This is a genomic window from Mycobacterium intracellulare ATCC 13950 (genome assembly GCF_000277125.1).
Classification (GTDB): Bacteria; Actinomycetota; Actinomycetes; order Mycobacteriales; family Mycobacteriaceae; genus Mycobacterium; species Mycobacterium intracellulare.
The window spans coordinates 1,955,538-1,982,492 of the sequence record NC_016946.1 but is presented as its reverse complement, the minus strand read 5'-3'; the positions used below and the strand labels follow the sequence as shown (position 1 = coordinate 1,982,492).

At 64.1% G+C, this 26,955-nt stretch carries 27 protein-coding genes; 13 read left to right on the top strand and 14 right to left on the bottom strand.

The genetic code is table 11. The annotated features are described in order from the left end of the window. Positions 1 to 84: 84 nt before the first annotated feature. Positions 85 to 561: a nuclear transport factor 2 family protein gene (locus tag OCU_RS34330; RefSeq protein WP_322786259.1), complete on the bottom strand. Its 477-nt coding sequence runs from the start codon at positions 559 to 561 to the stop codon at positions 85 to 87. 168 nt (positions 562 to 729) lie between these two features. On the opposite strand from OCU_RS34330, the gene OCU_RS34325 reads away from it, so the two are divergent. Further along, positions 730 to 2,349 (top strand): class I adenylate-forming enzyme family protein, encoded by a 1,620-nt coding sequence (locus tag OCU_RS34325; protein ID WP_014379737.1) that lies wholly within the window; start codon positions 730 to 732, stop codon positions 2,347 to 2,349. On the opposite strand, the gene OCU_RS34320 is transcribed toward OCU_RS34325, so the two are convergent. Beyond that, positions 2,339 to 2,773: a hypothetical protein gene (locus tag OCU_RS34320; protein WP_009956522.1), complete on the bottom strand. Its 435-nt coding sequence runs from the start codon at positions 2,771 to 2,773 to the stop codon at positions 2,339 to 2,341. The genes OCU_RS34325 and OCU_RS34320 overlap by 11 nt on opposite strands. Before the next feature lie 110 nt (positions 2,774 to 2,883). Here OCU_RS34320 and OCU_RS34315 point away from each other — a divergent pair, with 110 nt between their 5' ends. Further along, entirely contained in the window at positions 2,884 to 3,672 is a 789-nt protein-coding gene (locus tag OCU_RS34315; RefSeq protein ID WP_014379736.1) for an SDR family NAD(P)-dependent oxidoreductase, read from the top strand. Between the two features lie 76 nt (positions 3,673 to 3,748). Next, positions 3,749 to 4,789 (top strand): NAD(P)H-dependent amine dehydrogenase family protein, encoded by a 1,041-nt coding sequence (locus OCU_RS34310; protein WP_014379735.1) that lies wholly within the window; start codon positions 3,749 to 3,751, stop codon positions 4,787 to 4,789. A gap of 128 nt (positions 4,790 to 4,917) precedes the next feature. Here OCU_RS34310 and OCU_RS34305 read toward each other — a convergent pair whose 3' ends face one another. From OCU_RS34305 to OCU_RS34290, 4 genes are all read right to left on the bottom strand, one after another. Further along, positions 4,918 to 5,643, bottom strand: coding sequence for an alpha/beta fold hydrolase (locus tag OCU_RS34305; protein ID WP_014379734.1), 726 nt, complete (start codon positions 5,641 to 5,643; stop codon positions 4,918 to 4,920). Then, entirely contained in the window at positions 5,640 to 6,563 is a 924-nt protein-coding gene (locus OCU_RS34300) for a dihydrodipicolinate reductase (RefSeq protein WP_014379733.1), read from the bottom strand. Before OCU_RS34300 ends, OCU_RS34305 begins: the two co-directional genes overlap by 4 nt. Before the next feature lie 252 nt (positions 6,564 to 6,815). Continuing rightward, complete coding sequence (locus OCU_RS34295; RefSeq protein ID WP_014379732.1) at positions 6,816 to 7,880, bottom strand: spirocyclase AveC family protein; 1,065 nt, start codon at positions 7,878 to 7,880, stop codon at positions 6,816 to 6,818. Position 7,881: 1 nt separating this feature from the next. Next, the gene (locus OCU_RS34290; protein ID WP_014379731.1) at positions 7,882 to 8,130 is read right to left on the bottom strand and encodes a hypothetical protein; all 249 of its coding nucleotides are present in this window, start codon (positions 8,128 to 8,130) and stop codon (positions 7,882 to 7,884) included. Positions 8,131 to 8,469: 339 nt separating this feature from the next. Between OCU_RS34290 and OCU_RS34285 the strand changes: the two genes are divergently transcribed. Together OCU_RS34285 and OCU_RS34280 are read left to right on the top strand one after the other, a co-directional pair. Then, positions 8,470 to 9,228 (top strand): SDR family oxidoreductase, encoded by a 759-nt coding sequence (locus OCU_RS34285; RefSeq protein WP_009976099.1) that lies wholly within the window; start codon positions 8,470 to 8,472, stop codon positions 9,226 to 9,228. Positions 9,229 to 9,257: 29 nt separating this feature from the next. Then, positions 9,258 to 10,061 carry an SDR family NAD(P)-dependent oxidoreductase gene (locus OCU_RS34280; RefSeq protein ID WP_014379730.1) on the top strand — a complete coding sequence of 268 codons (804 nt, stop codon included), beginning with the start codon at positions 9,258 to 9,260 and terminating at the stop codon, positions 10,059 to 10,061. A 7-nt stretch (positions 10,062 to 10,068) separates the two neighbouring features. On the opposite strand, the gene OCU_RS34275 is transcribed toward OCU_RS34280, so the two are convergent. From OCU_RS34275 to OCU_RS34265, 3 genes are read right to left on the bottom strand one after another with little or no spacing between them, the layout of a single operon-like run. After that, complete coding sequence (locus OCU_RS34275) at positions 10,069 to 11,064, bottom strand: hypothetical protein (protein ID WP_014379729.1); 996 nt, start codon at positions 11,062 to 11,064, stop codon at positions 10,069 to 10,071. A gap of 34 nt (positions 11,065 to 11,098) precedes the next feature. Further along, positions 11,099 to 12,163: an NAD(P)H-dependent amine dehydrogenase family protein gene (locus OCU_RS34270; RefSeq protein WP_031351582.1), complete on the bottom strand. Its 1,065-nt coding sequence runs from the start codon at positions 12,161 to 12,163 to the stop codon at positions 11,099 to 11,101. Positions 12,164 to 12,178: 15 nt separating this feature from the next. Further along, complete coding sequence (locus tag OCU_RS34265; protein WP_014379727.1) at positions 12,179 to 13,417, bottom strand: cytochrome P450; 1,239 nt, start codon at positions 13,415 to 13,417, stop codon at positions 12,179 to 12,181. 131 nt (positions 13,418 to 13,548) lie between these two features. Between OCU_RS34265 and OCU_RS34260 the strand changes: the two genes are divergently transcribed. Next, positions 13,549 to 14,607: an NAD(P)H-dependent amine dehydrogenase family protein gene (locus OCU_RS34260; protein WP_014379726.1), complete on the top strand. Its 1,059-nt coding sequence runs from the start codon at positions 13,549 to 13,551 to the stop codon at positions 14,605 to 14,607. Here the strand turns inward: OCU_RS34260 and OCU_RS34255 are convergent. Then, positions 14,599 to 15,741 carry an ABC transporter substrate-binding protein gene (locus OCU_RS34255; protein WP_009976088.1) on the bottom strand — a complete coding sequence of 381 codons (1,143 nt, stop codon included), beginning with the start codon at positions 15,739 to 15,741 and terminating at the stop codon, positions 14,599 to 14,601. The two genes, OCU_RS34260 and OCU_RS34255, sit on opposite strands and share 9 nt — an antisense overlap. 145 nt (positions 15,742 to 15,886) lie before the next feature. Here OCU_RS34255 and OCU_RS34250 point away from each other — a divergent pair, with 145 nt between their 5' ends. The 5 genes from OCU_RS34250 to OCU_RS34230 all read left to right on the top strand — a co-directional run bounded on the left by OCU_RS34250 (position 15,887) and on the right by OCU_RS34230 (position 21,071). After that, entirely contained in the window at positions 15,887 to 17,011 is a 1,125-nt protein-coding gene (locus tag OCU_RS34250) for an NAD(P)H-dependent amine dehydrogenase family protein (protein WP_009956540.1), read from the top strand. A gap of 55 nt (positions 17,012 to 17,066) precedes the next feature. Beyond that, the gene (locus OCU_RS34245) at positions 17,067 to 17,699 is read left to right on the top strand and encodes a TetR/AcrR family transcriptional regulator (protein ID WP_009956541.1); all 633 of its coding nucleotides are present in this window, start codon (positions 17,067 to 17,069) and stop codon (positions 17,697 to 17,699) included. 118 nt (positions 17,700 to 17,817) lie between these two features. Beyond that, positions 17,818 to 19,098 carry an amidohydrolase family protein gene (locus tag OCU_RS34240; protein WP_009956542.1) on the top strand — a complete coding sequence of 427 codons (1,281 nt, stop codon included), beginning with the start codon at positions 17,818 to 17,820 and terminating at the stop codon, positions 19,096 to 19,098. Between the two features lie 16 nt (positions 19,099 to 19,114). Then, positions 19,115 to 19,885 carry an SDR family oxidoreductase gene (locus OCU_RS34235; RefSeq protein WP_009956543.1) on the top strand — a complete coding sequence of 257 codons (771 nt, stop codon included), beginning with the start codon at positions 19,115 to 19,117 and terminating at the stop codon, positions 19,883 to 19,885. A gap of 22 nt (positions 19,886 to 19,907) precedes the next feature. Beyond that, positions 19,908 to 21,071, top strand: a complete 1,164-nt coding sequence (locus tag OCU_RS34230; protein WP_009956544.1) for an NDMA-dependent alcohol dehydrogenase — start codon at positions 19,908 to 19,910, stop codon at positions 21,069 to 21,071. A gap of 10 nt (positions 21,072 to 21,081) precedes the next feature. Here the strand turns inward: OCU_RS34230 and OCU_RS34225 are convergent, their stop codons facing one another. Next, the gene (locus OCU_RS34225) at positions 21,082 to 22,701 is read right to left on the bottom strand and encodes a thiolase C-terminal domain-containing protein (protein ID WP_036458584.1); all 1,620 of its coding nucleotides are present in this window, start codon (positions 22,699 to 22,701) and stop codon (positions 21,082 to 21,084) included. Positions 22,702 to 22,906: 205 nt separating this feature from the next. On the opposite strand from OCU_RS34225, the gene OCU_RS51550 reads away from it, so the two are divergent. Together OCU_RS51550 and OCU_RS51545 are read left to right on the top strand one after the other, a co-directional pair. Continuing rightward, positions 22,907 to 23,113, top strand: a complete 207-nt coding sequence (locus OCU_RS51550) for a helix-turn-helix domain-containing protein (RefSeq protein ID WP_009956547.1) — start codon at positions 22,907 to 22,909, stop codon at positions 23,111 to 23,113. 106 nt (positions 23,114 to 23,219) lie between these two features. Beyond that, the gene (locus OCU_RS51545) at positions 23,220 to 23,471 is read left to right on the top strand and encodes a hypothetical protein (protein WP_014379720.1); all 252 of its coding nucleotides are present in this window, start codon (positions 23,220 to 23,222) and stop codon (positions 23,469 to 23,471) included. On the opposite strand, the gene OCU_RS34215 is transcribed toward OCU_RS51545, so the two are convergent. Genes OCU_RS34215 through OCU_RS34205 form a run of 3 tightly spaced genes read right to left on the bottom strand, consistent with a single transcriptional unit; the run spans position 23,449 to position 26,954 of the window. Next, the gene (locus OCU_RS34215) at positions 23,449 to 25,002 is read right to left on the bottom strand and encodes a GMC family oxidoreductase (protein ID WP_014379719.1); all 1,554 of its coding nucleotides are present in this window, start codon (positions 25,000 to 25,002) and stop codon (positions 23,449 to 23,451) included. The genes OCU_RS51545 and OCU_RS34215 overlap by 23 nt on opposite strands. 34 nt (positions 25,003 to 25,036) lie before the next feature. Then, on the bottom strand, positions 25,037 to 25,519 hold the full coding sequence (locus tag OCU_RS34210) for a cupin domain-containing protein (protein WP_009956550.1): 483 nt from the start codon (positions 25,517 to 25,519) through the stop codon (positions 25,037 to 25,039). 10 nt (positions 25,520 to 25,529) lie between these two features. Then, positions 25,530 to 26,954, bottom strand: coding sequence for an FAD-dependent oxidoreductase (locus OCU_RS34205; protein WP_179300631.1), 1,425 nt, complete (start codon positions 26,952 to 26,954; stop codon positions 25,530 to 25,532). Position 26,955 lies beyond the last annotated feature (1 nt).

The following is a 26,955-nucleotide window of genomic DNA, read 5'->3' as shown; positions in this document are numbered from 1 at the left end:
AACGCACGATTGCATTATGTGAGAATGTCAGTTTCGAACGGATTTGTAAACCGCGTCGGCGCGTGAGGCAACCGGCGCCGGAGGCTATGGGCGCGCCGATAACCGCTCGGGCAGCGCGGGATCTCCGTCGGCCCAGAAGGCCCGCCACGTCGGCATGCGCTGGGGCATGGCCGCACGCAACCGAACGTCGGTCGGCCAGCGCATGAATTCCGGACCCGGGCGCTCCGTCACGTCGACCGAGTACCAAGGATGCTCCCGCCGCTTGACGAAGCACCACTGGCCGCCGCGGCGCTCGTAGACGTCGTCGTAACGCATCGTGATCACAAACCACCCGTCGCCGTCCTCGTGTTCGGCGCGGCAATACACCGATCCGGTCGCGTGGTCAGGGTCGATGAAATCGAACTGGTGGCCGCAGATCAGGTGGATGCTGCGGTAGAACCGCCGAAGTACCCGGTCGGACCAACGCTTCAGCGCATCCCTGCCGTGGCCCTCCGCGCCGGCGTCGACGTCGTCGACGAACAACGCCACCAGCGCGTTGAGATCCCGGGCGTCGAGGGCCATCGCGTATCTACTGGGCAGCTGGCTGATCGCGAGACTCGATTCGACCCGGTCCAAACGATCGCCAGTGGACCGACGCCCCGCTTCTGCGGCCATGGCGGAATTGTAGGCCGAAAGCAACGAATGAGAACCTTTGTTCTCGTTTTCTGCAAAGGCTACTATCCTGCGCTCATGCCCTTCCCGAAGATCTTGCCCACGATTCCCGCTCTGGTGAGATCCTGCGCGGCACGTTTCGGGGACAAGCCGTTCCTCATCGCCGATGGTCAGGAATTGACCTATATCGACCTCGACCGGCGCTCGGCTGCGCTGGCGATCGCCCTGCTGGCGGAGGGTATAAGCAAGGGCGATCACGTCGGAATCTTGATGCCGAACAGCGTCGATTGGGCCCTGGCCTGGTTCGCCACCACACGCATCGGCGCGGTCGCGGTGCCGCTCAACACCTTTTACCAGGCGTCCGAACTCGCCTGGACCGCACGCCATGCCGACCTGCACGCGATCCTGACGTGGTCGCGGTTCCGCAATCACGACTTCCTCGCCCGCCTCCGGGAGGCGCTGCCGGGGCTGTCGGATCAGCGCGAGCCGGGCCGCATCGCCGTACCCAAAGCGCCGTTCCTGCGGACCGTTGCCGTGTGGGGGCCATCCGATCAGGCCTGGACGACAACGATCGACGGCGATGGCAACATGTCGGCCAGCGACACCGACTTCCTGGTCGATGTGGAACTGTGCGTAACGCCGGCCGACGACGCGACGATCATCTACACCTCGGGCAGTACCGGAGACCCGAAGGGTCCCGTCCACACCCACGGCGCGCTGGTGCGGCATACCTACAACCTCACGTTCACCTATGGGGTCACCCACGACGACGTGATGTTCACCGCCATGCCCTTCTTCTGGGTGGGAGGTCTGATCACCGGATTGCATGCCGTGATCCACCACGGCGCAACGCTGGTCACCCAGCCCGCGTTCGACGCGGCCGAGGCCCTGGAACTCATGGAGCGCCACCGGGCGACGATCACGCTGGGCTGGCCCCAGCAGGGCAAGACTCTGGCCGAGCATCCCAATTTTCCTGGACGCGATCTGAGCTCGGTGCAACGGACCAGCATGCCCGCGATGGTGCCGCCCGCGCGTCGACCCAAGGGACCTAACGCGCTGGGGATGACGGAACTGTGCGGCAACCACATTGGGGTCGACCCCTATGTGCCGCAGCCGCCCGAGCGGTCCGAAACCGGTGGCGTATCCATCGAAGGGCTGCACCATCTGATCGTCGACCCTGACACGGGGCGGCCGGTGCCCGTCGGCGCGCCGGGCGAAATCTGGGTTCGCGGATACTCGTTGATGCAACGCCTGCACAAACGTGAGCGCGAAGAGGTGTTCACTCCAGACGGCTACTACCGGACGGGCGACTGCGGCGTCGAGTACAACGACGGTTGGATCAGGTTCACCGGTCGGTTGGGCGATCTGATCAAGACGGGTGGCGGCACCAACATCACACCCAGCGAGGTCGAGCGGGCGCTGGCCGACTGCGACGGCGTGCTGGAGGCATACGTGGTGGGCGCCGAGAGCGAGGAGCACGGCACGGTGGTCGCGGCGGCGGTGGTACCGCGCGGCGACTCGGCGCTCGACGGCGAGTCCTTGCGGGCGCAACTGCGTGGCCGGTTGTCGGCGTACAAGGTTCCGAAGTTCATCTGGGTCACCGCGAAGCAAGAACTCCCTTTCACCGCGAGCGGAAAGGTCAAGAAGTCGGAGCTGGCGCAACAGCTCAGCGAACTGTTGGCGCACCCTAAGGGGTGACCGGCTGCTCGTCTGCCATATTCGTGGTCATCAGTGTCAACGGAATGCCGAACAACGGCTCCAGCTTGACTTCGGTCAGCTCGAAGCCGTCACCTTCGTGCCGCTGCCGGAAGTCGGGCTTGACGCCGTATCGCGCGGCGATGTGTTCGCCAGCATCACAATCCGCGGTACGGATCACGACAGAGAACAGGCCGTCGCCGTTGCGGGACAAGAACTCCGCCGCGGTGCCCGCGTCCGTCGGTGCAGCCGCGGTGGGAGCGATGAGCTCGAAACCGCGGTCCCAGTCGAGTCGGATTTGCAGGCCGAGGTGCTCGAGCTCGAAAGCCTCGAACTGAAAGCCCAATGCGCTCAGGTACTCCGCAGCGCGGTCGAGCCGCTCGAGGCCGATCGCGAACACGACGTGGTGCAACAGTGGCTGCGGCATACGAACGACTCTACGACACCCTAAAGGGCGCTTTCCGATAACCGGAAATATTGATTCTCATTACGGTAGATTCGCCGCTGCGAACCCAAAACCCGTGCGGAGAGGCGCTCATGGCACTCGAACAATTCAAGCTGGAAGGTCAGGTGGCGATAGTCACCGGCGCCGGACGCGGCGTCGGCGAAGGCATCGCCAAGGTACTCGCAGAAGCGGGCGCCACCATCGTTGGCACGGCACGAACTTCGTCCGAGGTGGAAGCGACGGTCAAGGATATCGAACTAGCCGGCGGTACAGGCCTCGCGCTCACTGCCGATGCACTCAAACGTTCGGACAGCGAACGCGTGGTGCAAACCGCCGTCGACAAGTTCGGCCGAATCGACATCCTTGTCAACAACGTTGGTTTCGCAACGTATGGCCCATTTCTGAGCCTCACCGACGACAACCTTCGGCAGACGTTCGACTACTGCGTCACTTCTGCCTTCATCATGAGCCAGCTCGCGGTGCCCCACATGTTGAAGGTGGGACGGGGCTCCATCGTAAACATCTCCTCCGGTGCAGGTCGATTCGGAATCCGTGGATTGTTGCCCTATTCCGTGGCCAAGGGCGGGCTCGAAGCTCTGACCCGAGCCATGGCGCAGGAGCTCGCCCCCAAGATCCGGGTAAATGCCATCGCCCTGGGCGCCTTTATGACGACCGGACTGCAGTCAAGCTTCGACCTCATGCCGGGCTCCGAGGAGAAGCTGAAGGAGCTGACGCCCCTGCATCGTATCGGCGACGTCGCGGACCTCGGCCGACTGACGCTATATCTGTCCACCCGCGATTGCTATGCCACCAATTCGACCTTCATCGTCGACGGTGGCCTCCAGGGGCCGAATTCGTCCCTGCCAATTCCCGACCTGTAGCGCAAAAGCACCCTACGAAGGAGCAATTGACGTGGTAGACCAAATCTTACGCGTCGCAGTCATATCCACCGGTGGAGTGGGCAGCATCGCCTTGCGCGCGATCAACCGCCGCGCACACCTCGACCTGGTCGGCGTATGGGTGCACAGTCCCGAGAAGGCGGGCCGCGACGCCGGTGAGGTGGTCGGGGTCGGCCCAATCGGCGTCACGACCACCGCCGATCTCGACGACATCATCAAGCTCAAGCCCGACTGCGTGGTGTATGCGGCCATGAGCGACGAAATGGATGCGGCCGCGGTGCGCGACTATCTCCGCATTTTGAGGGCCGGCATCAATGTGGTCACGACCAACACGCCCGGAATGATGTTTCCCGACCGGTGGATTCCCAACCTGGCCGATCAGGTGCGGGCCGCGGCGCTCGCCGGCGGCGCCACGATATACACGTCCGGTATCGAACCCGGCTTCGCCGGCGACCAGTTCGCCGTCATACTGTCCACCCTGTCTAACACGATCCGCTCGGTCCGTGCACAAGAGATCTTTGACTACTCGGCCTATCCCAACGAGTACCTGATGTTCGACGCCATGGGTTTCGGTCGCCCACTGGATTTCAAACCGATGCTCGAACTCGAGGGCGCACAGCGGTTCGCCTGGGGACCACCGATCGGTCTCGTCGCCCGCGCCCTCGACGTCGAACTCGACGAGATCACCGAACGCTACGAGCGCGTGATCACGCCACGCGACCTACACGTGGCGTGCGGCTTGATTCCGGCCGGCACCTGCGGAGCAGTGAGGGCCGAGACCACCGGGGTAGTCGCCGGCCATCCGGTGATCACCATCGAGCACATCAACCGCATGGCTCCCGACCTGGCGCCGCAGTGGGCGTCGGCGCCACACGGCACTTACCGCATCGTGATCGAGGGTGAACCGCACATCCACTGTGACCTTCGCTTCGGTACCGAAGGCACCGCGGCATCGGCGAATGACAACGCCATGGAGGCGACGGCCATGCGCGTTGTCAACGCCATCCCGTACGTCATCGATGCGGCTCCCGGCATCGCCACATCACTGGATCTGCCGATCACCGCGCCCCGCAACGCGCTGGATTTCGCTAGACGGTGAACATCGGACCGCGCCGTTACCCTCATCCACAATACGGCTTCACCAAGCAACTGCTGCCTACGCGGTGACGATGCCCGCGGACGTCGCGAACGCGGTTGCGTGGCTGGCATCAGATGAGTCGAAGTTTGTTACCGCAGCTGCAATTTCAGCATGTCGGGGTCGTCCAGGCTTAGCAGCACCGCACTCAGCTCGGCCGGACGGGCAAAGAACGGCGAGTGGCCGCCGTCCAATTCGACGACCCGTGCCCCGATCCTGCCGATCGCGTTGCGCCGAGCCCACGACTCCCCCACGGCGCGGTCGTCCCGCATGAGCACGTAGATCGACGGCGTATCGGGCCAGCGGCTGATCGGGCAACGCTCCGTGAACACGGTGAACGCCTGGTGCCGTAGTTCGCTGAACGCATGACGTGCCATCGATTCCGGGCAATCATGGTAAAAGCCTTCCCGCACCGATTCCCAGGTAAGACCGAACGGTCCGGTACCTTGTTCTTGCGGCTCGGGAAATGTGATCGCATCGGGGTTGGCGGCCAGGTGTTCGACGAACGAGTGGCCCGGGACGGGCAGGAGGCCACCGACAAACACCATTCGGCGCACCGGGTACAGCGTGGCGATGACGGGTGCGCAAAGTCCCGAAATCGAGTGCGCGACAACGACAACGTCGTCGGATGCGCCATCAGCTTCTCGCTCAATCGCAGCGATCGCCACTTGCGCCCACTCCAGCGCCCCGGCCGAGTCGTCATCGACCGGGAGATCAGGTGCGATCACGCGATGGCCTCGCCGCGCCAGCTCCATGGTGACCGCATCCCAGCAGGAGCCGTAATGCAGCCCGCCGTGTAACAGCGCGAATAGGGTCATCGTCCGGTGCGGGAGAGCCGAGTAACGATTTCGGGTCCGGCCAGGGGCCATTCGATGACGCCAGGCGCTGCGGCCACCACGCGAGGAATGGCATTCACCGCGGCCATCGCGGTGGCCGTGATTCCCGGATTGACGTGATTTTCCTTGGACGGTTCGAGGTACAGTTCCAGGCTCATGCTGGGATTGCCTTCGACACGAAAGACCATTCCGCCCTGTTCCACGCGCGAGGGCTTCGGCCAGTGTTCGGGCCACGGTGTCGAACTCACCGTCGCGAAATATTGGACTGCCACTACTGGCCGGTCGTTGGCGACTCCGGAAAGCTGCCAGCGATGCCCGCAGATCGTTCCCGACGGCACCACGCCCACAGCAGTTGGTAGATCAACGGGAGCGAGCAGGGTCTCCCAGTCGAGTTCCACACGGTCGAGTTCGATCCCAAGTACGTCCGCAAGGTAACGCACGACCGCCTCCCAGTCGTGATTCACCTTGCCCGAAGCTATCCGGGCGGGTACGTGGCCATCCGGCTTGCCGAAACCCATTGACTCGTGCAACACATCCCAGATCGGATAGGACTTGTCCAAGTCCACCGCGTACTCGTCCATCCGATACGAATCGACGGTGCCCGCGCCGGCGAGCAGGGCGGTCGGAAGGTTGAGGCTTATGAATCCGGGTTCGCTACCCGTAGCGTAAAGGGTCGAATTGCCCTTCTTCGCAGCCGAATCGAGCGCGGTACGCCAGTGTTTCGGCGCAGCCGGCGGGTAGACCATCGGGATGGTCGAGATTGTAACGACGTTGATCCCTGATTCCAGCAGCGCGGCAATATCCGCGATCGCGTCCTCCTCCCGCCGCACCGCCGTCGCACAGTAGGACACGCAATCGGGCTTTAGCGCAATGATCTCCGCCATGTCGTCGGTGGCCGTCACTCCCACGTCCGCGACCCCGCAGAGCCGACCCGCATCTGCGCCGACCTTGCTCGGTGTCGACACCTTTATCCCGACAAGGTCCAGTGCCGGGTCGAGAATCGTGGCCCGCAACGCTTCTCTTCCCGTGAGACCCGTACCGATGTGGACGACTCGATGGCGGCCGAAACCGTGGTCAGTCATCACCGCTGCCTCCGATCAACGAAATTGCGATTATCGATCCGACCCGCTGGTGGGGGACCCTTCGGATCGGGCTCATGTGTAGAAGGGCCCCGGCTTGCCCGATTCCTCGAGATGCCCATACGGGTCGTATACCTTGACATTCGGATACGGGTTCTGCTCATATGCGGGTGCGGACAGCCCCGCGACCCGTAGCCCGGACAACACCGCCAGCGGTACCCCGAACGATACGAGGCCCACCGAAGCCGAAACGAGGAGCTGGCGCGTCAGCGTGACCTTGTTGCGGGCCGACCGCGCCGGAAGCCGGCGGGCGATCCGGTTGATCAGCACCAGCTCGCCCCCTTGGTCGCGGACACACATGACGGCAACCATCGCGAAGATGAACGAGTCGTACACCGCCATGATGAGCGGGAAATGGATGTGGCCGATCCGCAGCGTCGGGCCCACCGCCTCGGAGTAGTAGAAGATACCGAACCTCAACCAGCTGAACTGGACGAACCCGTTGAGCGGTATGGCGATGACGAACGCACCGAAGAAAACCGCGGCAAGCCGATGGCGCGCAAGCCAACTGGTTCTCCGGACCATAGGATCCAAGAAGCTGTCGTGCAGTTGCAGGATTCCCAGCCCATTGAGTAGGTAATAGGCCGCGTAACCCCCCAGGAATGACAACGCGGGCTCCAGGTTGGGCGAGATGTTCATATACGGCCATGACCGCGGGAAGTGCAGCATGCGCGGGTCGAACATCGCGAACGTCGCCCAGTTAGCCAACGGATCCAGTGCGCCGGTGATCAGGCCTGCGAACGCGATTACCACCGCCCAATGCAGCCTGCGCTGTCGCACCGAGAGCCACACCAACGATCCGATCAGGCCGAGCGCCATCGGAATGGAACTGAAGGCGACTACCAGCGGCCAGTTATCGAACCCGAGGAAGGGCGGATATGGCACGGGGCCCGGGGTGGGATTGGTGGTGCGGGGATCCCCGTGAGTGCCCGTTTGAACGGTCGCGACGGTCAACACCGCGAAGGCCAGGTAAGCGACGGTGAAAAGCCCCCACCCGGCCCTGGTCAGCAGCGTTGACGCGCTGGCATCAACCGGTTCGACGGAGCCCGTAGCAGTGTTGGAGTCAACGGTATTCGCCACGTCATGACCTCGCAGGGAGGGAGGCCTTGAGGATGACTTCGATGATGGTGCCCTTGCCCGAGCGGTAGTCGTCGCAACTGGTGAGCTCGCGCGCGACGCCCTCGGATCGGCTCAGCGCACAGAATCCATACTTCTCGTGGTGGTAGAGGGGCAGGGCATCACGCATGCGCTGCCACACCGGATACGGGGTGTCGTCGATCTCGAAGTCGGACGGGTGGAAGTACGGCTGGCCGCCCACGGTTTGCGTCACGCGGTCGTCCTTCCTTACCCGCCGAGCAGGTCGTCTCGTCGAGAGTATGCGTTATCGCAAATCGCAAACAAGCCTTCTGCCCAGTTTGGTCAGACTTTGCCCGTGACCTCCGCGGGTTTGCCGGCGGTTTCTATTGCTGACGGACACGCGTCCCGTTCGTCGCACCGCCCATGTCAGCGCCGATCGACGAAAGGCAGCACAGCTGCCCTGGAACCGGCCGTTTTGCCCGAGTCGAGCGCGGCCGATCCGGCCCGCCTGAGAATAATGATTCTCATATGCGAGAATCAAGGTAGTGTCGGCGCAGCCGTCAATCATGAAAACATCCGAAGGAAGCAGGCAATGAGCGACCGGCACTCCAGCATCGCGGGGACGCGGATGTTGATCATCGGGGCATCGTCCGGCATCGGGCAGGCGTTGGCCCTTGCCGCCCACTCCAGGGGTGCTGCGGTGGCCCTCGCCGCACGGCGGGTAGACCGCCTTTCGGAACTAGCTGATCGGCTCGGTGGAACGGCCCACGAACTCGACGTGTCCGATCCGCGCGCCATCGAATCCGTCATCAGCGCCGTTGCCGCCAACTTCGGGAAGCTCGACGCAGTGGTTTTCACCAGTGCCGTGGTGCCGTTCGCGCTGATCGAAGAGACCGATGTGGAGACCTGGCTGCACGCGTACGCCGTCAACGCCGTAGGGGCCTCCCACGTACTGCGGACGGCCCTCCCCCACTTGACCGACAGCGCGACGGTCGTCATCGCGTCGAGCCACGATGTAGGCCGCCCCCGCGCGGGTGTAGCCGCGTATCACGCGAGCAAGGCCGCGCTCGACGAGATCTTGCGCTCCTGGCGGGCCGAACATCCCGAGATCGCCGTGATCCGGGTCAGCGTCGGCCCCACTTGTGACACCGAGATCCTGCGCGGAGCCGACCGGGACCTGCTGGCCGATCTATACCGCGCCTGGGCGCACGGGGGTCAGATCCCGGACGAGATGTCTACGGTGGAGGACGTGGCCAACGCAATGCTTTCCCTGATCGCGATGTCGCGCGCCAACCCGACAGTGGTCAGCGAGATCGTTCACCTGGCGCCCCGAATCATCAAGGGCCAGTAGCCCTTCACAGCACCTCAGAGGACGGCTCAATGGACCTGGGCTTCGACGGCGCCACCGCGGTTGTCACCGGAGGCAGCAAGGGAATGGGGCTGGCGATCGCCGAGGGGCTCGCCGCCGAGGGCGCTTCCGTGGCGATCATGGCGCGCGGCCAGGCCGCCTTGGACTCGGCTGCGAGGCAAATCCGCAGTGCGGGAGCTCCCGAAGTGCTGACGATCAGCGTCGACATGTCCGACACCGAATCCATCGCATCGGCGTTCGCGTCCGTTGGTCATGCCTGGGACAGCCTGAACGTCCTGGTGCACACCGTCGGACCGAACGCCGGCGCATTCGAGGATCTCGATGACGACGACTGGCACGCCGCGTTCGAACTGGGAACGCTCTCCGCTGTGCGCTCGGTGCGGGCCGCACTGCCGATGTTGCGAGCCGCCGAGTGGGCCCGCATCGTCACCCTCTCGGCGCACTCGATCCAGCGCCAGAGCCCGCGCCTGGTGGCTTACACGGCCACCAAATCAGCCCTGTCCAGTCTCACCAAGAACCTGTCTAAAAGCCTTGGCGCCGAGGGTATCCTGGTCAACTGCGTCTGTCCCGGAACCATTGTGACTGCTAGTTTCACCGAGACGCTGAGGGAAGTGCTTGCCGCAGAGGGGTTGGACTCATCGGATCCCAAGCATGTGATGACGTGGGTCGAGCGGACGTATGGCCATCCCTGCGACGTCGGTCGTGCCGGTTTGCCCGAAGAGGTCGCATCCGTCACCGCCTATCTGGCGTCACGACGAAACGGCTACGTGACAGGGGCCACCGTCAACGTCGACGGCGGGTCCGACTTCATCTGATCCGTCGTCAGCCGAGTCCGCGCGCCAGCGCGAACACGGCGGTGGCCGCGTCGAGAAGTTCCGGTGTCAGCATGTTTCCGGCGTACTCGACCCAGCACCAGCTTCGCGCCGGCCGCGCACCCGACGAGATTGCGGTCACGGAACCGAAGACGTGCAGCGGGCTACCGCTGGATTCGAAGGTGAAGGTGTAAGAATCGGCGCCGATGGTCGCCTCGAGCGCGGACATCCTCCCAGCCTGGTTGAAAGTCGGCTTCGCAACGATGTCCGTATGCACCGTGGTGACACCGTCTTTCAGCTGATAGCCCGGCCCGAAAGCCACGCCGTCGCGCCCCTGCCAGAAGCTGCCGCCGCCCAACTGCCCATCGTCGAACTCATGCAGCCAAGACACCCACATGCCTTGCAGGTGACGGGCGATCGGGAGTTCGGTGTACACCTTTTTCGGCGGACCGTACGCGAAGTCCTGGTGTGCGTAGCCGGACACCTCGACACCGTCGACCCTGCCGGTGGCGTACATCAGCTCATGGCGGTAATAGACATCGTCGTCGATGCCGCCCTGGGCGGGCACGTGGGTGAGGACGATGTCGCTGACCGTACGACCGTGGATCTCCCATCGATTGCTGGCGTCATACCAGTGAAACTCGTTGGCGTCGCGTTCGATTCGCCCGCTCGGATACGATAGCCGCACCGCCTTACCATCGTCGACGTACTGCAGCGGCTCGAACCAGTCGAGCGTCGAGTACTCCGAATAGAGGTGGGGCGCCTCGGCGCTAAGGTCTTTCGGAAGCGAGCGAAATCCGCACACCGGAGACACGACGTGGGTCATTCCGGTGAGGAAGTCGTCGCATCCCCGCACCCCCCAGTAGTTCTGACCGGATGCGTCGGCGACGACTGCGCCGAGCCAGATTCCCGACAGTCCCATGCCGGGACTCGGGACCCATTCGCGCCGGTAATGGGTCAGGGACGGTGCCTCGCGAAGGACCTGGAAATCAATCGATTTGAGCACTCAACTCTCCTCGCATAGTTGTAGGTGTGGGCGCCTACGTCGCGGGCACGACGCCGCGCTCAGTCCAGTGCGCGACGAACGGGGTGATCGTCGACAAGTCGTAGAGCCCCGGCTCAGCCGCGATCACGGCGGGGATGGCGTTGATGGCGTGCATGGCGGTGGCCAGACAGCCCTGCTCGGCATGATCCTCCCCGTGGGAGCCGATCACGAGTTGAAAAGTCATGTTGGGCTTGCCCTCGAAGGTCACCGCATAACCGATCTCCGTCGGCCAGTCGGGGGCCAGGTCGTCGGCCATCCTGGTGAGGTGTTCGACGGCGAGGGTGGTCTCGCCGCAGTCGACCACCACTCCGAAGCGCATGGCGCCCACGGTTCCTGCCGGAATCTCCCCGGCGGCCACCGTCAGCGCCCTCGGCGTCGTCACGACCTCGCGGAACCCCTCGACGGACCGGATATGGAGTCCGAGCGCCTGCGCAAGGACCGTCGCGCTGCCGATCCATGCGCTCGCGGCATAGTCGGTGTTGGTCAGCAACGGGGCGGGATCATCCGGCGCATGACCGAAGCCCATCGCATTGAAGATCAGGTCGTGGCTGGCATAGGTCGAGTAGTTCAGCACCTCCCGCACACTGATCCGGTTGGTGCGCTCGGTCAGCCGGGACAGGATCGGCGCGAGCGACTCACCGACGAAGCCCGGATACAGGCCTAGCCCCAGAAACGACGAACCGCCGGTGCGGCAAGCTTTTTCGATGGCGTCGGCCAGCGATTCGTGCAGTGAGCGGGGATGAACAAACCGACTGCCGGTGGCTACGACATTTTTGCCCGACGCCAAGAGATCACAGACATCGGCGAAGCAGCCCGGCGTGTCGGTCTCGACTTTTCCCATGTAGAGCACCACGTCGGCATCGGTTCCGATGATGGTGTCGCGATCGGCGGTCGTCAACACTCCCGCTTCGGGGACCCCGCACAGCGCGCCCGCGTCGACCCCGGCTTTGCCCGCGTCGTAGACCCGCACGCCGACCAGTTCCAGGTCCGGCCGGCTCAAGACGTGACGCAAGGACATCGTTCCGGTCACCCCGGTGGCCCACTGGATCACGCGAGTCATGTCAGGCGGCTTCCTCTAGTCCCATACCACGTCGAGGCGCGACGGTGATCGAAACATGGTGCCGGTCACGTAGGGCGGCGGGGCGTCGGGGTCCAGCCGCAGCCCCGGGAGTTCGTCGAGCAAGGCGTCGAAGATCTTGGTGCTCTCCAACCGCGCCAGGTGCATTCCCAGGCACACGTGCGCGCCATGACCGAACCCGATGTGCGGCTTGCGCTCCCGGAAAATGTCGAAGGACTCGGCGTCCTCCCATCGCGTCTCGTCATGGTTGGCACTGCCGAGGTTGACCATCATCGTCGAACCCTTCGGGATATGGAGCCCGAAAAAGTCGATGTCGGCAGTGACCTCTCGGATGAAGTTGAGCAGCGGCGTCTCCCACCGGATGCCCTCCTCGATCGCCTGCGGCAACAGGCTGCGATCGGCGCGCAGCGCATCGAGCTGGTCGGTGTGGGTCAACAGACCCAGCGCGAGGCTGGCCGTCGAGCGCGACGTGGTCTCTGCTCCCGCGGGCAAGAGATTGCGCATGAATCCGTAGATTTGTTCATCGGACATTTTGACGCCGTCGATCTCGGCCCGAGACAGGATGGTCACCATGTCGTCCTTCGGCGACTTGCGCCGGTCGGCGAGGACTCCGACGAAATACTCCTTCATCTGAGCCGAGGCCTTCATCGCCGTTTCCATGTCGGCACGAAAGCCCAGCAGGTCGATGGCCAGCCGGTGAAACTCGCCGACATCGGATTCGGGCAAGCCGAGCAGGGCGGCGATGATCCGGACCGGGATCGGCATGAACACCGCATTGACCACGTCGGCGCGCTTGTTGTCGCGGAACTTCGCGATCGTGCGGTCCACTAGGGGCCCAACGAGTTCGGTGTCCCAGCGTTTCATCGAGGACCTGGCGAACGCGAATTCGTGCAATCTGCGATACGTCGCGTGTTCGGGTTCCTGCATTTCCAGGATCGTCGGGCCTTGCAGCGGTCGCACCATGTCCTCGTAGATCCGGGTGCTGAACGTGATGTTGTCGGTGAAGACGGCCTTGACCGCGTCGAACGAGTACGCCGTGAATGTCTTCGTGCCGTCCGGTCCGTTCTCGGGGACGCCCATCTCCGGCCAGCCGGGGTGAACGGCCGCCTTCCGCCGCAACTCGCGCAGCAGCGGGTAGGGGGTCGCGGCGCCGTCGGCGCCCATTCCGGCGTTGAACTTCTCCTGCGCATCACGGATGCGCTGCTCGATGTCGCCAGCAACCGCAGGCTCCGTCACGTGCCCACCTCCCGTACGACCGTTCAACCTACACCTTGTCGGTTGCAAACCTACATCATGTAGGTTGAACCAACCAGAACTCGGGGAAGTCCGAAAGAGCAACCTGGAGCGTTCGATTGGTTATTCGAGTCGTGCAATGGGCGACCGGCGCCGTCGGCCGGGCCGCACTGCAGGAGCTTATTGAAAACCCGCGTTATCAGTTAGTGGGCGTGCTCGTGTACGACCCGGCGAAGGCCGGCCTCGACGCGGGTGTGCTCTGCGGGCGGCCACCGACGACGGGTGTGATCGCCACGACGGACAAGGACGAGATCATCGCCCTGGGCGCCGATGTCGTCGTGCACGCGGCCAGCAAGGCCCACGCCGTCGAGACGAACGCTGCGGACATCTGCCGCCTGCTCGCGGCGGGTAGCACCGTCATCACCACCACGTCGTACAACCACCTACCCACCTACGGCGAAGAGACCGAGGCAATGTTCGCCAGGGCGTGCCGAGCGGGCGGGTCACGCTTTCACGCGGCGGGTGAGAACCCCGGTTTCATGTTCGAGCGGCTCGTCGCGACGGTGACGGGGCTGAGTAAGTCCATCGACCGCATCGACCTCTACGAGGCCACCGACGTCTCCGCCGTGGACAGTCGGCCGATGCTCGTCGACCTGATGGGCATGGGCAGACCGCCGGAAGACGTCAGCATTGACTCCCCGATCATCAAGAAGCTCGACATGGCCTACCGCCAGGCCCTCAATGCGACGGCCGACGTCCTCGGGATCACCCTGTCCCACATCGACGTGGCGGTCGACGCCACCACACTGCCCCACGACATCGACGTCCTGGCCGGCACGATCGAGGCGGGAACGGTTGTCGGGCAGCGATTCTCGTGGGTCGGCCACTGGTCGGGACGCCCGTTGCTGGCCATTCACGAGGAGTGGGTGCTCACCCGCGACCTTCCACAATGGGGCATGGCTCCATTGGCGCCCGGCGAAAAGGCGCCGCTGATCCGCGCGGTCATCAAAGGTGAGCCCAGCTTTGAACTCCAGCTCGACGTGGCATTCGACGGCGCGCCATCGACGGGCCAGCACGCCATGCCAGGTCACCTGATGATCGCGATGAGCGCGGTTCGCGCCATACCGTACGTGCTGGCCCGGCCACCCGGTGTCGTGACAGCACCGGTGTTCGGCGCGATCCAACTAGCCTGAGGCACCACCGACCGCGCGGGCGATGTGGTCGCTGGGCGCCGCATGGAAAACGTGCGCGCTGCCGTCGGGCAAAACCCTTCGGGCCACGAGATAATCGGAACCCATCCACCCCTGTCGGATGAACCGGCCGAATCGCAGGAACGTTCCCGGCGCGCCGCTGGCCGACGGGACGAGCTTCACCTGCTCCATCCCGTTCTTCACACCCTCCCCGGTCAACGGCCGTGCCGCGGCGAGACCACGCACGATCACGGTGGCCGCGTCGTGCGACAGGCCCGGCATCGAGTGTCCGGGCCGGCGACCGTATCGCGCCTCGAAGCGGTCGAGGAAGGCCTGTCCGACCGTGTTGCGCTCGTCGTAGCTGTCCAGGCCGATCCATCCGGATAGGTGCCGCCTCCACTCCGCGCTGATGTGTGCCATTTCGAACGCCGTCGTCGTGTATCGCGGCGGATCCCAGCCCGCGGCGCGCAGCGCATCCGTGAAGCCCCACAGCCCGTGCCCGAACCCGACGTGCACCAGCGCGTCGGGTTCCGCCGCACGCAACGCAGTGACCGTCTCGGACTTGTCGGCTTCGACCTGGGGAATCGCCACGGTCGCAACGACCTTCAAACCCGCGGCGTCGTAGGCTCTCTCGGCGAAGGCGAGGTACTCCTTACCGATGAGCGATGCCTCGTAGGCAATGGCGATGCGCGATCGACCGTCGCCGATCATCACCGCGGCCAGCATCACCGGCTCCTCGGGCATCGAGCCGTTGTTCAGTGCGAAGCACCAGTCGCCGAGCGCTCCCTCCGATCCCGACAGAGTGACGATCGGAACCCGCGCGGTGGCCTCGACGTGGGAACGCAGCGGCACCACGTTATCCGACACCCACGGCCCGAAGATCGCCAGGCAACCCTCCGCGACGAGCTCGTCGAAGGCCCGCTCGACCACTTGGTAGGTCCCGTTGGGCAGGCCCACCACATTGCGGGTGACGAGTTCGATCGGCCGGTCGATCAGTCCCGAGGAAAGGGCTTCATCCATCACCAGCCGCAGCGCGGCGACGCTGTCGTTGTCGGTGTCGCCGGACGTCGGATAGTCGTTGAGCAAGCCGACTTTCAGGGGAGCGACCGAACCGTATGCGCGAACCTCGTCTGCCATAGCGGCAACATACAGTATGGAGGTTGAGGCCCACCGCGCCACCGCAAACTCGCACCCGCCGAAAATGGTGGTTTACGAAAAGTGCAAAGCGAACTTTCGGCATGTTAGTTTTTCCGAGCGGGGGATCACATCCGGAGGAGACGGAATGACGCTCACATCGACGCAGGAGTCCCACGCGCCGTCCATCCAGAAGAAGTACCGCGTGATCCAGTGGGGCATGGGTAATGTCGGCACGATCGCACTGCGCCACTTCGCACACAACCCTCTCTACGAAGTGGTCGGAGTGCTTTGTAATCGCCCGGAGAAGGTCGGTAGGGACGCTGGTGAGCTCGTCGGGGTAGGACCGATCGGGGTACACGCAACCACCGACAAGGCCACCTTGGAGGCACTCGACGCCGATTGCGTGTTCTACGCGCCGCTCTGGTCGGACGTCGACGAGATCTGCCGGCTGCTCCGCGGAGGAAAGAGCGTCGTTGCCTCGGGTGGTGCGTGGTGGCATCGGACCGAAACCAACAGCGCGGACATCGACAAGATCGAAGCGGCGTGCCAAGAAGGCGGTACTTCGTTCCACGGAGGTGGCATCCACCCCGGCTACGCCGCGGACCTTCTCGTTCTGACGCTAGCCCGGATCGTCGGCAAGACCGACCACATCCATATCTACGAGGCGGTGAACTTCAATAAGGACACCCTGAAGTACTTGGACGAGATGGGGTTCGGAAAAACCCCGGTCGAATTTGCGAAGGGAAATCTCTTCCAAGACGCGTGGTCGTTGTTCGCACAGTCGCTGACGATGGTTGTCGAAGGACTGGGTAAAACCGTGGAGAAGTTCACGACAGACGTGCAGCTCGGCACGGCCACCCGCGATATCCCGTACGAGGGATCCCCGGACATGGACATGCCCGGCCTCAAAGGTGTGATCAAGACGGGCACCGTCGCGTCCCAGCATCATCTCTGGACGGCGTGGGTGGACGGCAGGCCATTCATCACGTTGCACGAGCTCTACTCGTTTGTTGAACACGACGCCATCGAGCCGAAACCTGATTGGGAGCCCTACTACCACTACCGCGTGGTGATTGACGGCGACCCGGGAACCGAGCTGATCCTGCGGGGCAGCGAAGATGCACGAGACCACGCGAAGCCCGGCTATATCGGTTACGCCTGGACCGCGATGGAACCAGTGAACGCCATCCCCGCCATCTGTGATGGCCCGCCGGGTTTCAAGTCCCACGCCGACCTTGGGCTCATGACTGTTCGGGGGATCGTGCGCTGATAACACCTGGGCACGCCCCTCAACATGCAGACTGAATGTTGCTACGATCATCGGCATGGCGCAGCGCGGTGGTGCGGACGATGAACGGCGTGCCCGTGGCGAGCAGACTCGCCGCGACCTGATCGAGGCGGGCCGGGAACTGTTCGTGGAGCACGGATTCTTCAACACGAGCATCGGTGACCTCGTGGCGAAGTCGGGCGTCGGCACGCGCGGTGCCTTCTACCACCACTTCAAGGACAAGGCCGAGCTGTTTCGGGCCGTATTCGAAGACGTTGAGAACGACCTTACGCTGCGGTCCATCGCCACTCCCCCGCCCGGCACGGACCCGTGGGAACGGCTCACGAGCGGTCTGCACGGATTTCTCGAAGCCGCAACGGAGCCCGCCGTGCAGAGGGTGATACTCGTCGACGGTCCGGTGGTACTGGGCTGGCAGACCCTGCGCGAAATCCAGGAGGGCAACAGCATCGCCCTCATCAACGAGTTGGTCCGCGAGGCGATCGCAGAGGGCATCATCGACGACCAACCCGTCGGGGAGCTGACGCACATGCTCGTCGCGGCGCTCGAGGAGGCTTCACGTCTGGTCGCGCACGCCGCAAATCCCGCCAGGGCACGCCGCCGAGCCGCCAAGGTGCTCGACCGGCTGTTGCTCTCGTTCGCCGTAGCTCCCCGAAAAGTGTTGCGGCGGTAGCGTTTCCGGATTTGCTGACGGTCAAACGCTACCGTTCTGAAAATGTACATTTCCGTAATTGAATATAGTTCCTCTACAACCTGATAGTCTCGCTCTCAACCTCTGCACAAGGAGTCCCATGCAGCCCGAAGAGATGATCCTGGTGAGCGTCGACGACCATCTGGTGGAACCACCGAACCTGTTCGAGGGCAGGGTTGTGAACAAGTACGCCGACGAGACGCCCCGGGTGATCCGGCAGTCCGACGGCTCGGAGGTCTGGACGTTCAACGGCGCGATCATCCCCAACATCGGCCTCAACGCCGTGGCGGGCCGCCCGCGCGAGGAGTACGGCATCGAACCCACTGCCTTCGACGAGATGCGCCCGGGGTGCTACGACATCCACGAGCGAATCAAGGACATGGACGCGGGCGGTGTGCTCGCGTCGATGTGCTTCCCGTCCTTTCCCGGCTTCGCGGGCCGGCTGTTCGCCACCCACCCCGATAAGGACCTCGCGCTCGCCGTCACCCAGGCGTACAACGACTGGCACATCGACGAGTGGTGTGGGTCGTATCCCGGACGCTTCCTGCCCATGGGATTACCCATACTTTGGGATCCGGAGTTGTGCGCCAAGGAGATCCGTCGCAATGCCGAGAAGGGTTGTCACTCAGTGACCTTCACCGAGAACCCCGCCACCCTCGGCTTCCCGAGCATCCACGACGACTATTGGGATCCGATGTGGCGGGCGCTGTCGGACACCAACACGGTGCTCTCGGTCCACCTGGGCTCGTCGGGCAAGATCACGATGACCGCCGACAACGCGCCCATCGACGTGATGATCACGCTGCAGCCGATGAATGTCTGCTCGGCGGCCGCAGACCTGTTGTGGTCGCGAGTCATCAAGCAATTCCCCGACGTACGGTTCGCACTCTCGGAGGGCGGCACCGGGTGGATCCCGTATTTCGTCGACCGGCTCGACCGCACGTACGAAATGCATCACCTGTGGACGGGCCAGGACTTCGGCGACAGACTGCCCAGTGAGGTCTTCCGGGAGCGCTTCCTGACCTGCTTCATCGCCGATCCGATCGGGGTCAAGCTGCGCCACGACGTCGGCATCGACAACATCGCCTGGGAGTGCGACTACCCGCATTCCGACTCGTCGTGGCCCGCGGCGGCCGAGGAACTCGCCCTCGTCATGGCCGGGCTGCCCGACGACGAGATCAACAAGATCACCTACGAGAATGCGTGTCGGTGGTATTCGTTCGACCCGTTCGAACACCGCACCCGAGACCAATGCACGGTGGGCGCCCTGCGTGCCGGTGCCGGTGACCACGACGTCGAGATCCGCAGCTTCGACCACGGTCGGTTCGAACGCACCGCGGGCTCGACCCTCGGCTCCGTGAGTGCCAAGCTCGATGTCTGACAACGGAAATCAACCGATGCGGGTCGCCGTCGTCGGCGCCTCCGCGGGCCTCGGCCGATGCATCGGCACCGGGCTCGCCCAACGCGGTGCGCACGTCGCGCTACTGGCGCGTCGATACGACCGGCTGGTCGAGGCCGCCAAGGATGCCGGCAACGGCGCGGTCGCCATCGCGTGCGACGTCACCGTCACCGACAGCTGCAAAAAGGCGATCTCCGAGGTTGTCGGCGCGCTCGGCGGTCTTGACGCCTTGGTGTACACGACCGGCATGGGTGTGTTGGCTCCACTGCGCGAGGTGACCGCGGAACAATGGGCACAGTTGTTCGCGACCAATGTCACCGGCGCCGCGCTCGTCACCGCGGCCGCCGCCCCGCATTTGGCGGCGACGGCCGGCTCTGCCGTATACCTGTCCTCACTGAGTGCGTCCTACACGACGCCGTGGCCGCTGCTCGGGGCCTACTCGGTTACCAAGAGCGCCTTAGACAAGCTCGTTGAGGCCTGGCGTATCGAACATCCGGAGATCGGCTTTACCCGTCTCGCCGTGGGCGACAGCCTCGGCGGCGCCGGCGACGCGCAGACCGAGTTCAACAAAAGCTGGGACCCCGACGCTCTGGAAGCGGCCATCAGGTACTGGATGGAGAACAAGTACATGGTGGGCGGCCTCGTTGACGCGGAACACCTGACCGAGGTCGTCCATTCCGTGATCCACTGCGGCAACAGCAGTTTCATCCCTTACCTGACACTGGCCCCGCGCGCCTCCGACGCGGTGAAGGAACTCCGCCAATGGTGAAACCCCTAACGAAAGAGACGCAATGAAGTCCAAAGCAGCGGTGTTGCGCGGTGTCGGTGTGGATTGGGAAGTCACCGAAGTGGAGCTCGATCCGCCGCACGCGGGCGAAGTGCTGGTCAAGATGGCCTATGCGGGCATCTGTCACTCCGACGAACACTTCTATACCGGCGACAGTGTGCCGACCGCGGAGATGGAAGAGATGATGCGGGCGTCTGGCCTTCCGGTGCCCGAATGGTTCCCCATGCTCGGAGGACACGAGGGCTCCGGTGTGGTCGAAGCGGTCGGGGCCGGGGTGACATCACTGAAGCCCGGTGACCATGTGGCCATTTCGTTTCTGCCCGCCTGCGGCAATTGCCGATGGTGCGCCAGTGGCTACACCTACCTGTGCGACGTGGGCGCCGACATCTACAGCAAGGCGATGACCACCGACGGCACCCGCCGTCGCCATCTCGGCAACGAAGACCTCATGGCGATGATGCAGGTCGGCACCTTCTCCGAATACGTGGTGGCCTCCGAGCGCTCGCTCGTCAAAGTCCACGACTGGATCCCCCTAGAGGCCGCCTCGCTGGTGTCCTGCGGGGTGACAACAGGATTCGGGTCGGGATCGGTCGCGGCGGGTACCCAAGCCGGCGATACCGTCGTCGTGGTCGGTGTCGGCGGAATCGGCATGAACGCCGTGCAGGGCGCGAAAGTCGCCGGCGCCAAGCACATCGTCGCCGTGGACCCCAACGAGTTCAAACGCGAGATCGCGCCGACGTTCGGGGCCACCCACGCCGCTGCCGACATCGGTGCCGCGCTGGCACTGGTCAAGGAGATCACCTGGGGGGTGATGGCCGACCGGGTCGTTCTCACGCCCGGGGTCGTGCCGGCGGACATGATAATGACGGCGATGATGTTGTTGCGCAAGGGCGGAACCTGCGTGCTGACCGGGATGCCGAAGATCACCGACCTGATGGTGCCGATCGTCCTCACTGACATGGTCAGTTCGTGCAAGACGTTCAAGGGGGTGCTCTACGGCGAGATGAACCCCCGCGAGGCCATGCCGAAACTATTGGCGATGTATGAGGCGGGGCTGATCAAGCTCGATGAGCTGGTCACGCAGAAGTACAAGCTCGATGACATCAACGAGGCCATGAAAGACCTGCGCGCGGGCAAGAACATCCGGGGCGTCATCGCCTTCGAATAGCGTCGCGACGTCACGTCGCGCGGTGCAACAGCATGACGCCGGATGGAACTCCCCCACCGGTACTGACGACGGCGGTGCGTGCGTCTTTGACTTGGCGGTTACCGGCCTGGTGGCGCAATTGCAGCACCGCTTCGTAGAGGAAGCCGAATCCGTGCAGGCGTCCCTCGGACAGCTGGCCGCCGTGGGTGTTGAGTGGAAGCTCGCCGTCCAGCGCGATGCGCCGGCCGCCATCCAGCCATCCCTGGGCCTCGCCGAAGCCGCAGAAGCCCAGGGCCTCGAGCCACGACACGCAGTTGAACGTAAAGCCGTCGTACAGCAGGGCAAGGTCGACGTCCTCGGGCCGCAGATCAGTTCTGCTCCACAAATGCGCGGCCTGGCCGATGACCTGGGGCTCGTGAGTGAGCGTCCCCTGATCCCACGAGATACGTTCGGCCACTTGCGTTCCGACGGCGTCGCAGCGTATGGCCGGTCGCGGCAGATCACCGCCGATCGACGCGTCGGACACCACCACCGCGATCGAGCCGTCACAGGGAACGTCGCAGTCGTAGAGGCCGAACGGTGACGTGATGGGCCGCGCGGCGAGGTAGTCGTCCATGGTCATCGGTTCGCGGTAGATGGCCGACGGGTTGAGCGCGGCATTGCGCCGCGCGTTCACGGCGATCATGCCGAAGAGTTCCCGATTCGCACCGTATCGATGCAGATACTGGTTGGCATTCACACCGATCCAATTGGCCGCCGAGGCGGCGCCAAACGGCAACGACCATTGCTGGGGCCCCGATACCCGTCCGCCGCCCCCGTGTAGTCGAAGCGCGGCATACGTCGATTCCCACACCGTCCGAAAGCACAGGACGTGTCGGCAAAGGCCCGCGGCCACCGCCATCATCGCGGCTATGATCGCGCCACCCTGGCCGGGTAGATCCATGCCGCCGTTGATCCACGTGGGATGTATGCGCAAAGCCTCCTCGACGGCAGCGATGCCGCCTTCGCTCATACCCATGCCCACGGGTCCCGGGTACGTCGAAAGACCGTCAATATCAGACAGTTCCAAACCGGCATCGGCAACCGCGGCAAGACATGCGTCCATCGTGAGCGACAACGGATCGACCATCAGCCGGCGGCCGGTGGCTGACCGGCCGATGCCCGATATCACGGATCGATGCTCAAACCGCTCCGCCGTTACCGGCTGACGCGGAACGGGAGAAGCGGGCGGCCCCAGTAGGTCCCGCTCATCGGTGCCATCCGTGGGTTCGAACAGCGGGAACCACACGTCGTCAATGTTGTCGAAACGCACGGAGACGCGCTGGCCGACGTGCACCTCCTCGGGTGAGCAGCCGACGATGTTGGTCGTCAGGCGCACCTCGGCGCACTCGTCGAGTGCGACCACCGCGATGACGTAGGGCGGCTCGAATCCGGGAAGCCATGGATGCTCGTTGACCGTGTAGCCCACCACCGTCGCACGACCGGAAACCACGGCGGGTTTGGCCGTTGTCACCCGGCATGATGGACAGATCGGCACCGGAGGGTGCACGTACGTATCGCACTCGCTGCAGTGTTGGATGCGTAGATGGCCATCCTGGCCGGACGTCCAGAACCATTGATTCCACGGTGTGAGCTGCGGCAGCGGTCTCATGCCTTGCCCCCGGGCGCACGCCGGTCGCGAAGGCCGTCAATGCCCGTAGGATGCCGCCGCGTTATGGAAAGCATCCGCGCCTGGTAGCTGCGAATATACGGCTTCTCATATATGCAATTGCCCATTGTCGCCATAGTCTCATATCGGTCGGCTTAGCTACCGGCCGGCCTGGCCGATGCGCATCAGCTCGAGGTTGTCGTCGTCCATGGTCACGAATGATCAACGACGGCGGTTCTACCGCGACGGCATCCACGCCACGGGGGTGGACCAGCTCGCCGATCACGCCCGTGTGTCCAAGCGGATGCTGTACAAACACTTTTCAAGCAAGGCCGAGATCGTCCAGGCCTGCCTCCGTGATATGGGCGCGACGCGCGCGGTGCCACCAGAACGGGCGCTCAACGGACCGGCCTAGCGCCACGGGACCGGTTGTTGGCTATCTTCGAGCGCGGGAAAACAGAGCGCGTGCGCGGGTGCCCCTTCCATAACGCCGCTGTCGGGCGGCCGGAAAACTGCCGGAAGTGCACTGCATCGTCTGCGCGCACAAAGAAGCGTTTATCGCTCGATTGGCGGACACGTGCGACGAACTCGGTGTCGGTGACCCAGACGAACTTGGTCATCAACTCGCGGTGCTGTTCGAAGGAGCGGTCGCGCTAGCGACCACACTCAACAACACCTCGCCGATGGTTTACGCGCGATCGGCCGCCGCGATTTTGATCGATGAAAGCCGCGAGAACGGCAGTCTGAGCGTCACAACCCGTGCTCGGCTTTGAGGAGGTCGCCGGCACGCTCGCCGATGACTACGCAGGGCGCCATGGTGTTGCCGGCGGTGATGCGCGGCATGATTGAGCCGTCGGCGATCCGAAGACCGTCCACCCCATAAACTTTGAGAGTTCCGTCCACCACTGACATAGCGTCGCGGCCCATTTTCGCCGTGCCGGATTGATGCCAGAAGGTTTCAGTTCCGTCGCGGATGAACCGCTCGAGTTGCTGGCCGGCGAGGTTGCCGGGCATGACCTCACGCTTGTTGAAGCGTTCCACCGGGACCGAGTTGCCGATTTCGCGGCACAGCTCGACGGCGGCGAGTGCGGCCTTGAAGTCCTCGTCGTGGGCCAGCCTGTTGTCCTCGATCGCGACCGGGTGGGCCGGATCGGGCCCGGTTAGGCGGACCCGGCCGCGGCTCTTCGGTCGGAGCACGCCAACACACGCGGTCCAACCGTGCTCCGGTAGTCCATAGACGGCGGCGTTTTCCGCACTGGACAACGGCAACTCCGCGACGCATATCTGTAGGTCGGGCGCCTCCAGGAGCGCATCACTCTTCCAGAGCACCATCGCTTCTGCCCCGTTGTTGCGCGGCTCAAGCGGCTGGCGATACTCCCATACGCAGTCGATACGCGGATGGTCTTGGTAGTTGTGTCCGACGCCCGGTAGATGCGACACCAGGGGTATTCCGAACTGGCGCAGCTCGTCAGCATCGCCGATGCCCGACTGCATCAATACCTTTGGCGTGTTGATCGCCCCGAGAGAAACGACCACCTCGCTCGTCGCGGCAACGCTGTGGTTCGTCCCGCGGCACGAAAACTCTACGGCGGTGACCCGGTTCGCCTTGGAAATCAGCCGCGTCACCGTCGCGCCGGTGAGAATGGTCAGGTTCGATCGCCGCAGGAGCGGGCGCATGTAGCTGCCAAACATCGACTGCCGGAATCCATTGCGTACCCGGAGATCGATGAGAGACGCGCCGCCGCCGGCCACCATCATGGCGCTGTTGTTGCTCGGGTAGCTAGGGATTCCCACCGAGCGTGCGCCCTCAATGATGGCTGCGGCCAGCGGATTGGGTTCGCTACCGGGTGCGACGAACACCGGGCCGCCGGCGCCGCGGTCGGGGTCGGCGGGCCCGTGCCAGTCTTCGATCCGACGATAGATTTCGAGCACCGACTGATAGCCCCAGGATTCGTCGCCCGCCTCGGCGGCAAAGTAGTCCCAGTCGCTGCGATGGCCCCGTGCCCATGCCATCACGTTGATGCTGGACCCCCCACCGAGCACTTTGCCCATGGAGAGCGAGATCGATCTCCCATTGAGGTGAGCAATCGGCTGCGAGACGAACCCCCAGTCGCGCTCGCTGCCCAGGTTGAGCGGCCACTGCGATGGATCTTGGACGGCCGGCACGTTATCGGTGTCGCCCGCTTCCACCAATAGCACGGTGACATGCGGGTTTTCGGCTATTCGCCCCGCCACCACCGATCCCGACGAGCCGGACCCACACACGACAAAGTCGTAGTGTGGTGCAATCTCCGATGGCAGCATGGGTGTTCTCCGGCTCGCGGGGCTCGTCCTGCGTTCAGGCGGGAAGTGTGATCCCGACCGCTGCGTTTTCCTCCGGTGTCGCCAGAAGGTAGCCGTAACGTCCCGCTATCTCGACGAAGCGAGCCACCTCCTGGGCAGTCGGCGCCGGGGACCCCGCGAGTCGGCCGACCTCACGGAAGAACTTGCCCATGCGGGCGGTCGTGATCATCAAATCGATGGCGGGTTCTCCCGAGAGGTTGCGAAGGGCATGTGGGACATCGGCCGGCACCCGAACGTAATCCCCAGCATGGACGTCACGCCATTGCGGGCCATCGTCGCCGTGGACGAGGACTTGGTGCCCGCCGGCCAGGATGTAGAAGTCCTCGAAATCGTCGTGGCTGTGCAGCGGCACCGTGACCCCGGGAGGAATGACCGCGCGCACGACGCACACCTGCTCGTCCCCTTCCGGCGTCAGGAACTCCACGATGGGCCCGAAGACGTCCAACTTTCCTGGGACGTTGGCTGTTCCGACGGTCATGTTTCCCTTTCTATTGGTAATCAAGTCCAGCGTTGCCACGAATGCCGCACTGTTGCGGATGCGCACTCCCGTTGATTGGCCGAGGATTTCGGCCACGAGTCATGCCTGCCTTCGCCATGCGGCGAAGTAGGTGGGGGCGGAACAGCGCGGAGGGACCGTCCAGCATCTGCACCACTCGGAAGAATTGCTGCGCTACAAGCGGATCCGTCTCGGCGGCGGTGAGAACCCGGTCCATGTACGAGTTCATTGCCCGAACGAACAGCGGCCGCCGGCCGGGGACCTGCGGGAGCATCAGATCAGAGCCGACCGCCGTGCGCCAAGCCACGCGAATCTTGTTGGCCGACTTGCCGTAAAACCGTCGCGGCAGGTTGCGATCTCCCACGCAAAGACAGTCCCGCAGCACCTCGGCTTCGATCGCGGCGACGGTCATGCCTTGGCCGTAAATGGGGTTGAATGAACAGATTGAATCGCCGAACACGATTAGCCCCGCTGGTAGGCGGGCCAGCTTGTCATAGCGCCGCCACCGGTTGGACGGAATTCGATACTGCGCGAGGTCGCCCAGGATCTCAGCCGACTGCAGCGCCGCGGTGACGTGGGAAGGGGCAAGTGTGGCGGCGAGGTCGACCAATTCGGCAACGTCGGCCGGCGGAGCTTGACCGCCGACGCCGCCGCCGAGCACCAGATACATATCGTTCTCGCACGCGAACATGGCAAACATCGTCGGGCGGGACGGGATGGGATAGTTGGTCACCACGAGTTCGTGTAGCGTTCCGCGCGGAATGCGCACGGGCACGGTGGCGTAGGCGATTCGTACCTCGATCTCGTCGTCCCGAGGTCGGGGATATCCGAGCTCTTCCAGGAATAGCGGTGTGCGCGACCCTCGTCCGGTCGCGTCGATGACGAGATCCGCGGTGATTACGGTTTCGTCTGTGCCGCCACGTTTTTGGACGCGCGTGCCGGTGATACGGGCATGATCGGTGTCGGCGGTCAAACCCACGAAGTCATGTTCCTCGAGGAACTCGATGTTCGGTATTTTGCGCACTGCACGGCGTACTGCGTGCTCGAGAAGCGGTCGGCTCAGGTGATAGTCGGTCAGCGATGCGGGGTCGGGTATTGACGAGCGCACCATCAGATGGCCCGCGAACTTCGACCAGAATCTCGACATGTCGCCGTCGTCCCACTTGATGGCGCCATCGGATCTCAGCTGATCGAAGATGCCGGGAAACAGGTCGCCGATTATTTCCACGGCTTTGCCCAGGAGCGCGTGCGGATGTCGTCCCTGCGGCACGCCGCGCCGGTTTAGCGGAACGTCGGGTAGGAGGTCACGTTCGACCACGGTGACCTTTTGGTAGAAGTCGGCCAGAACTCGTGCAGCCAGCAAGCCGCCCATACTTGCCCCCAAAACGACGGCGCTGTTCGGTTGCCCGGATGCCATC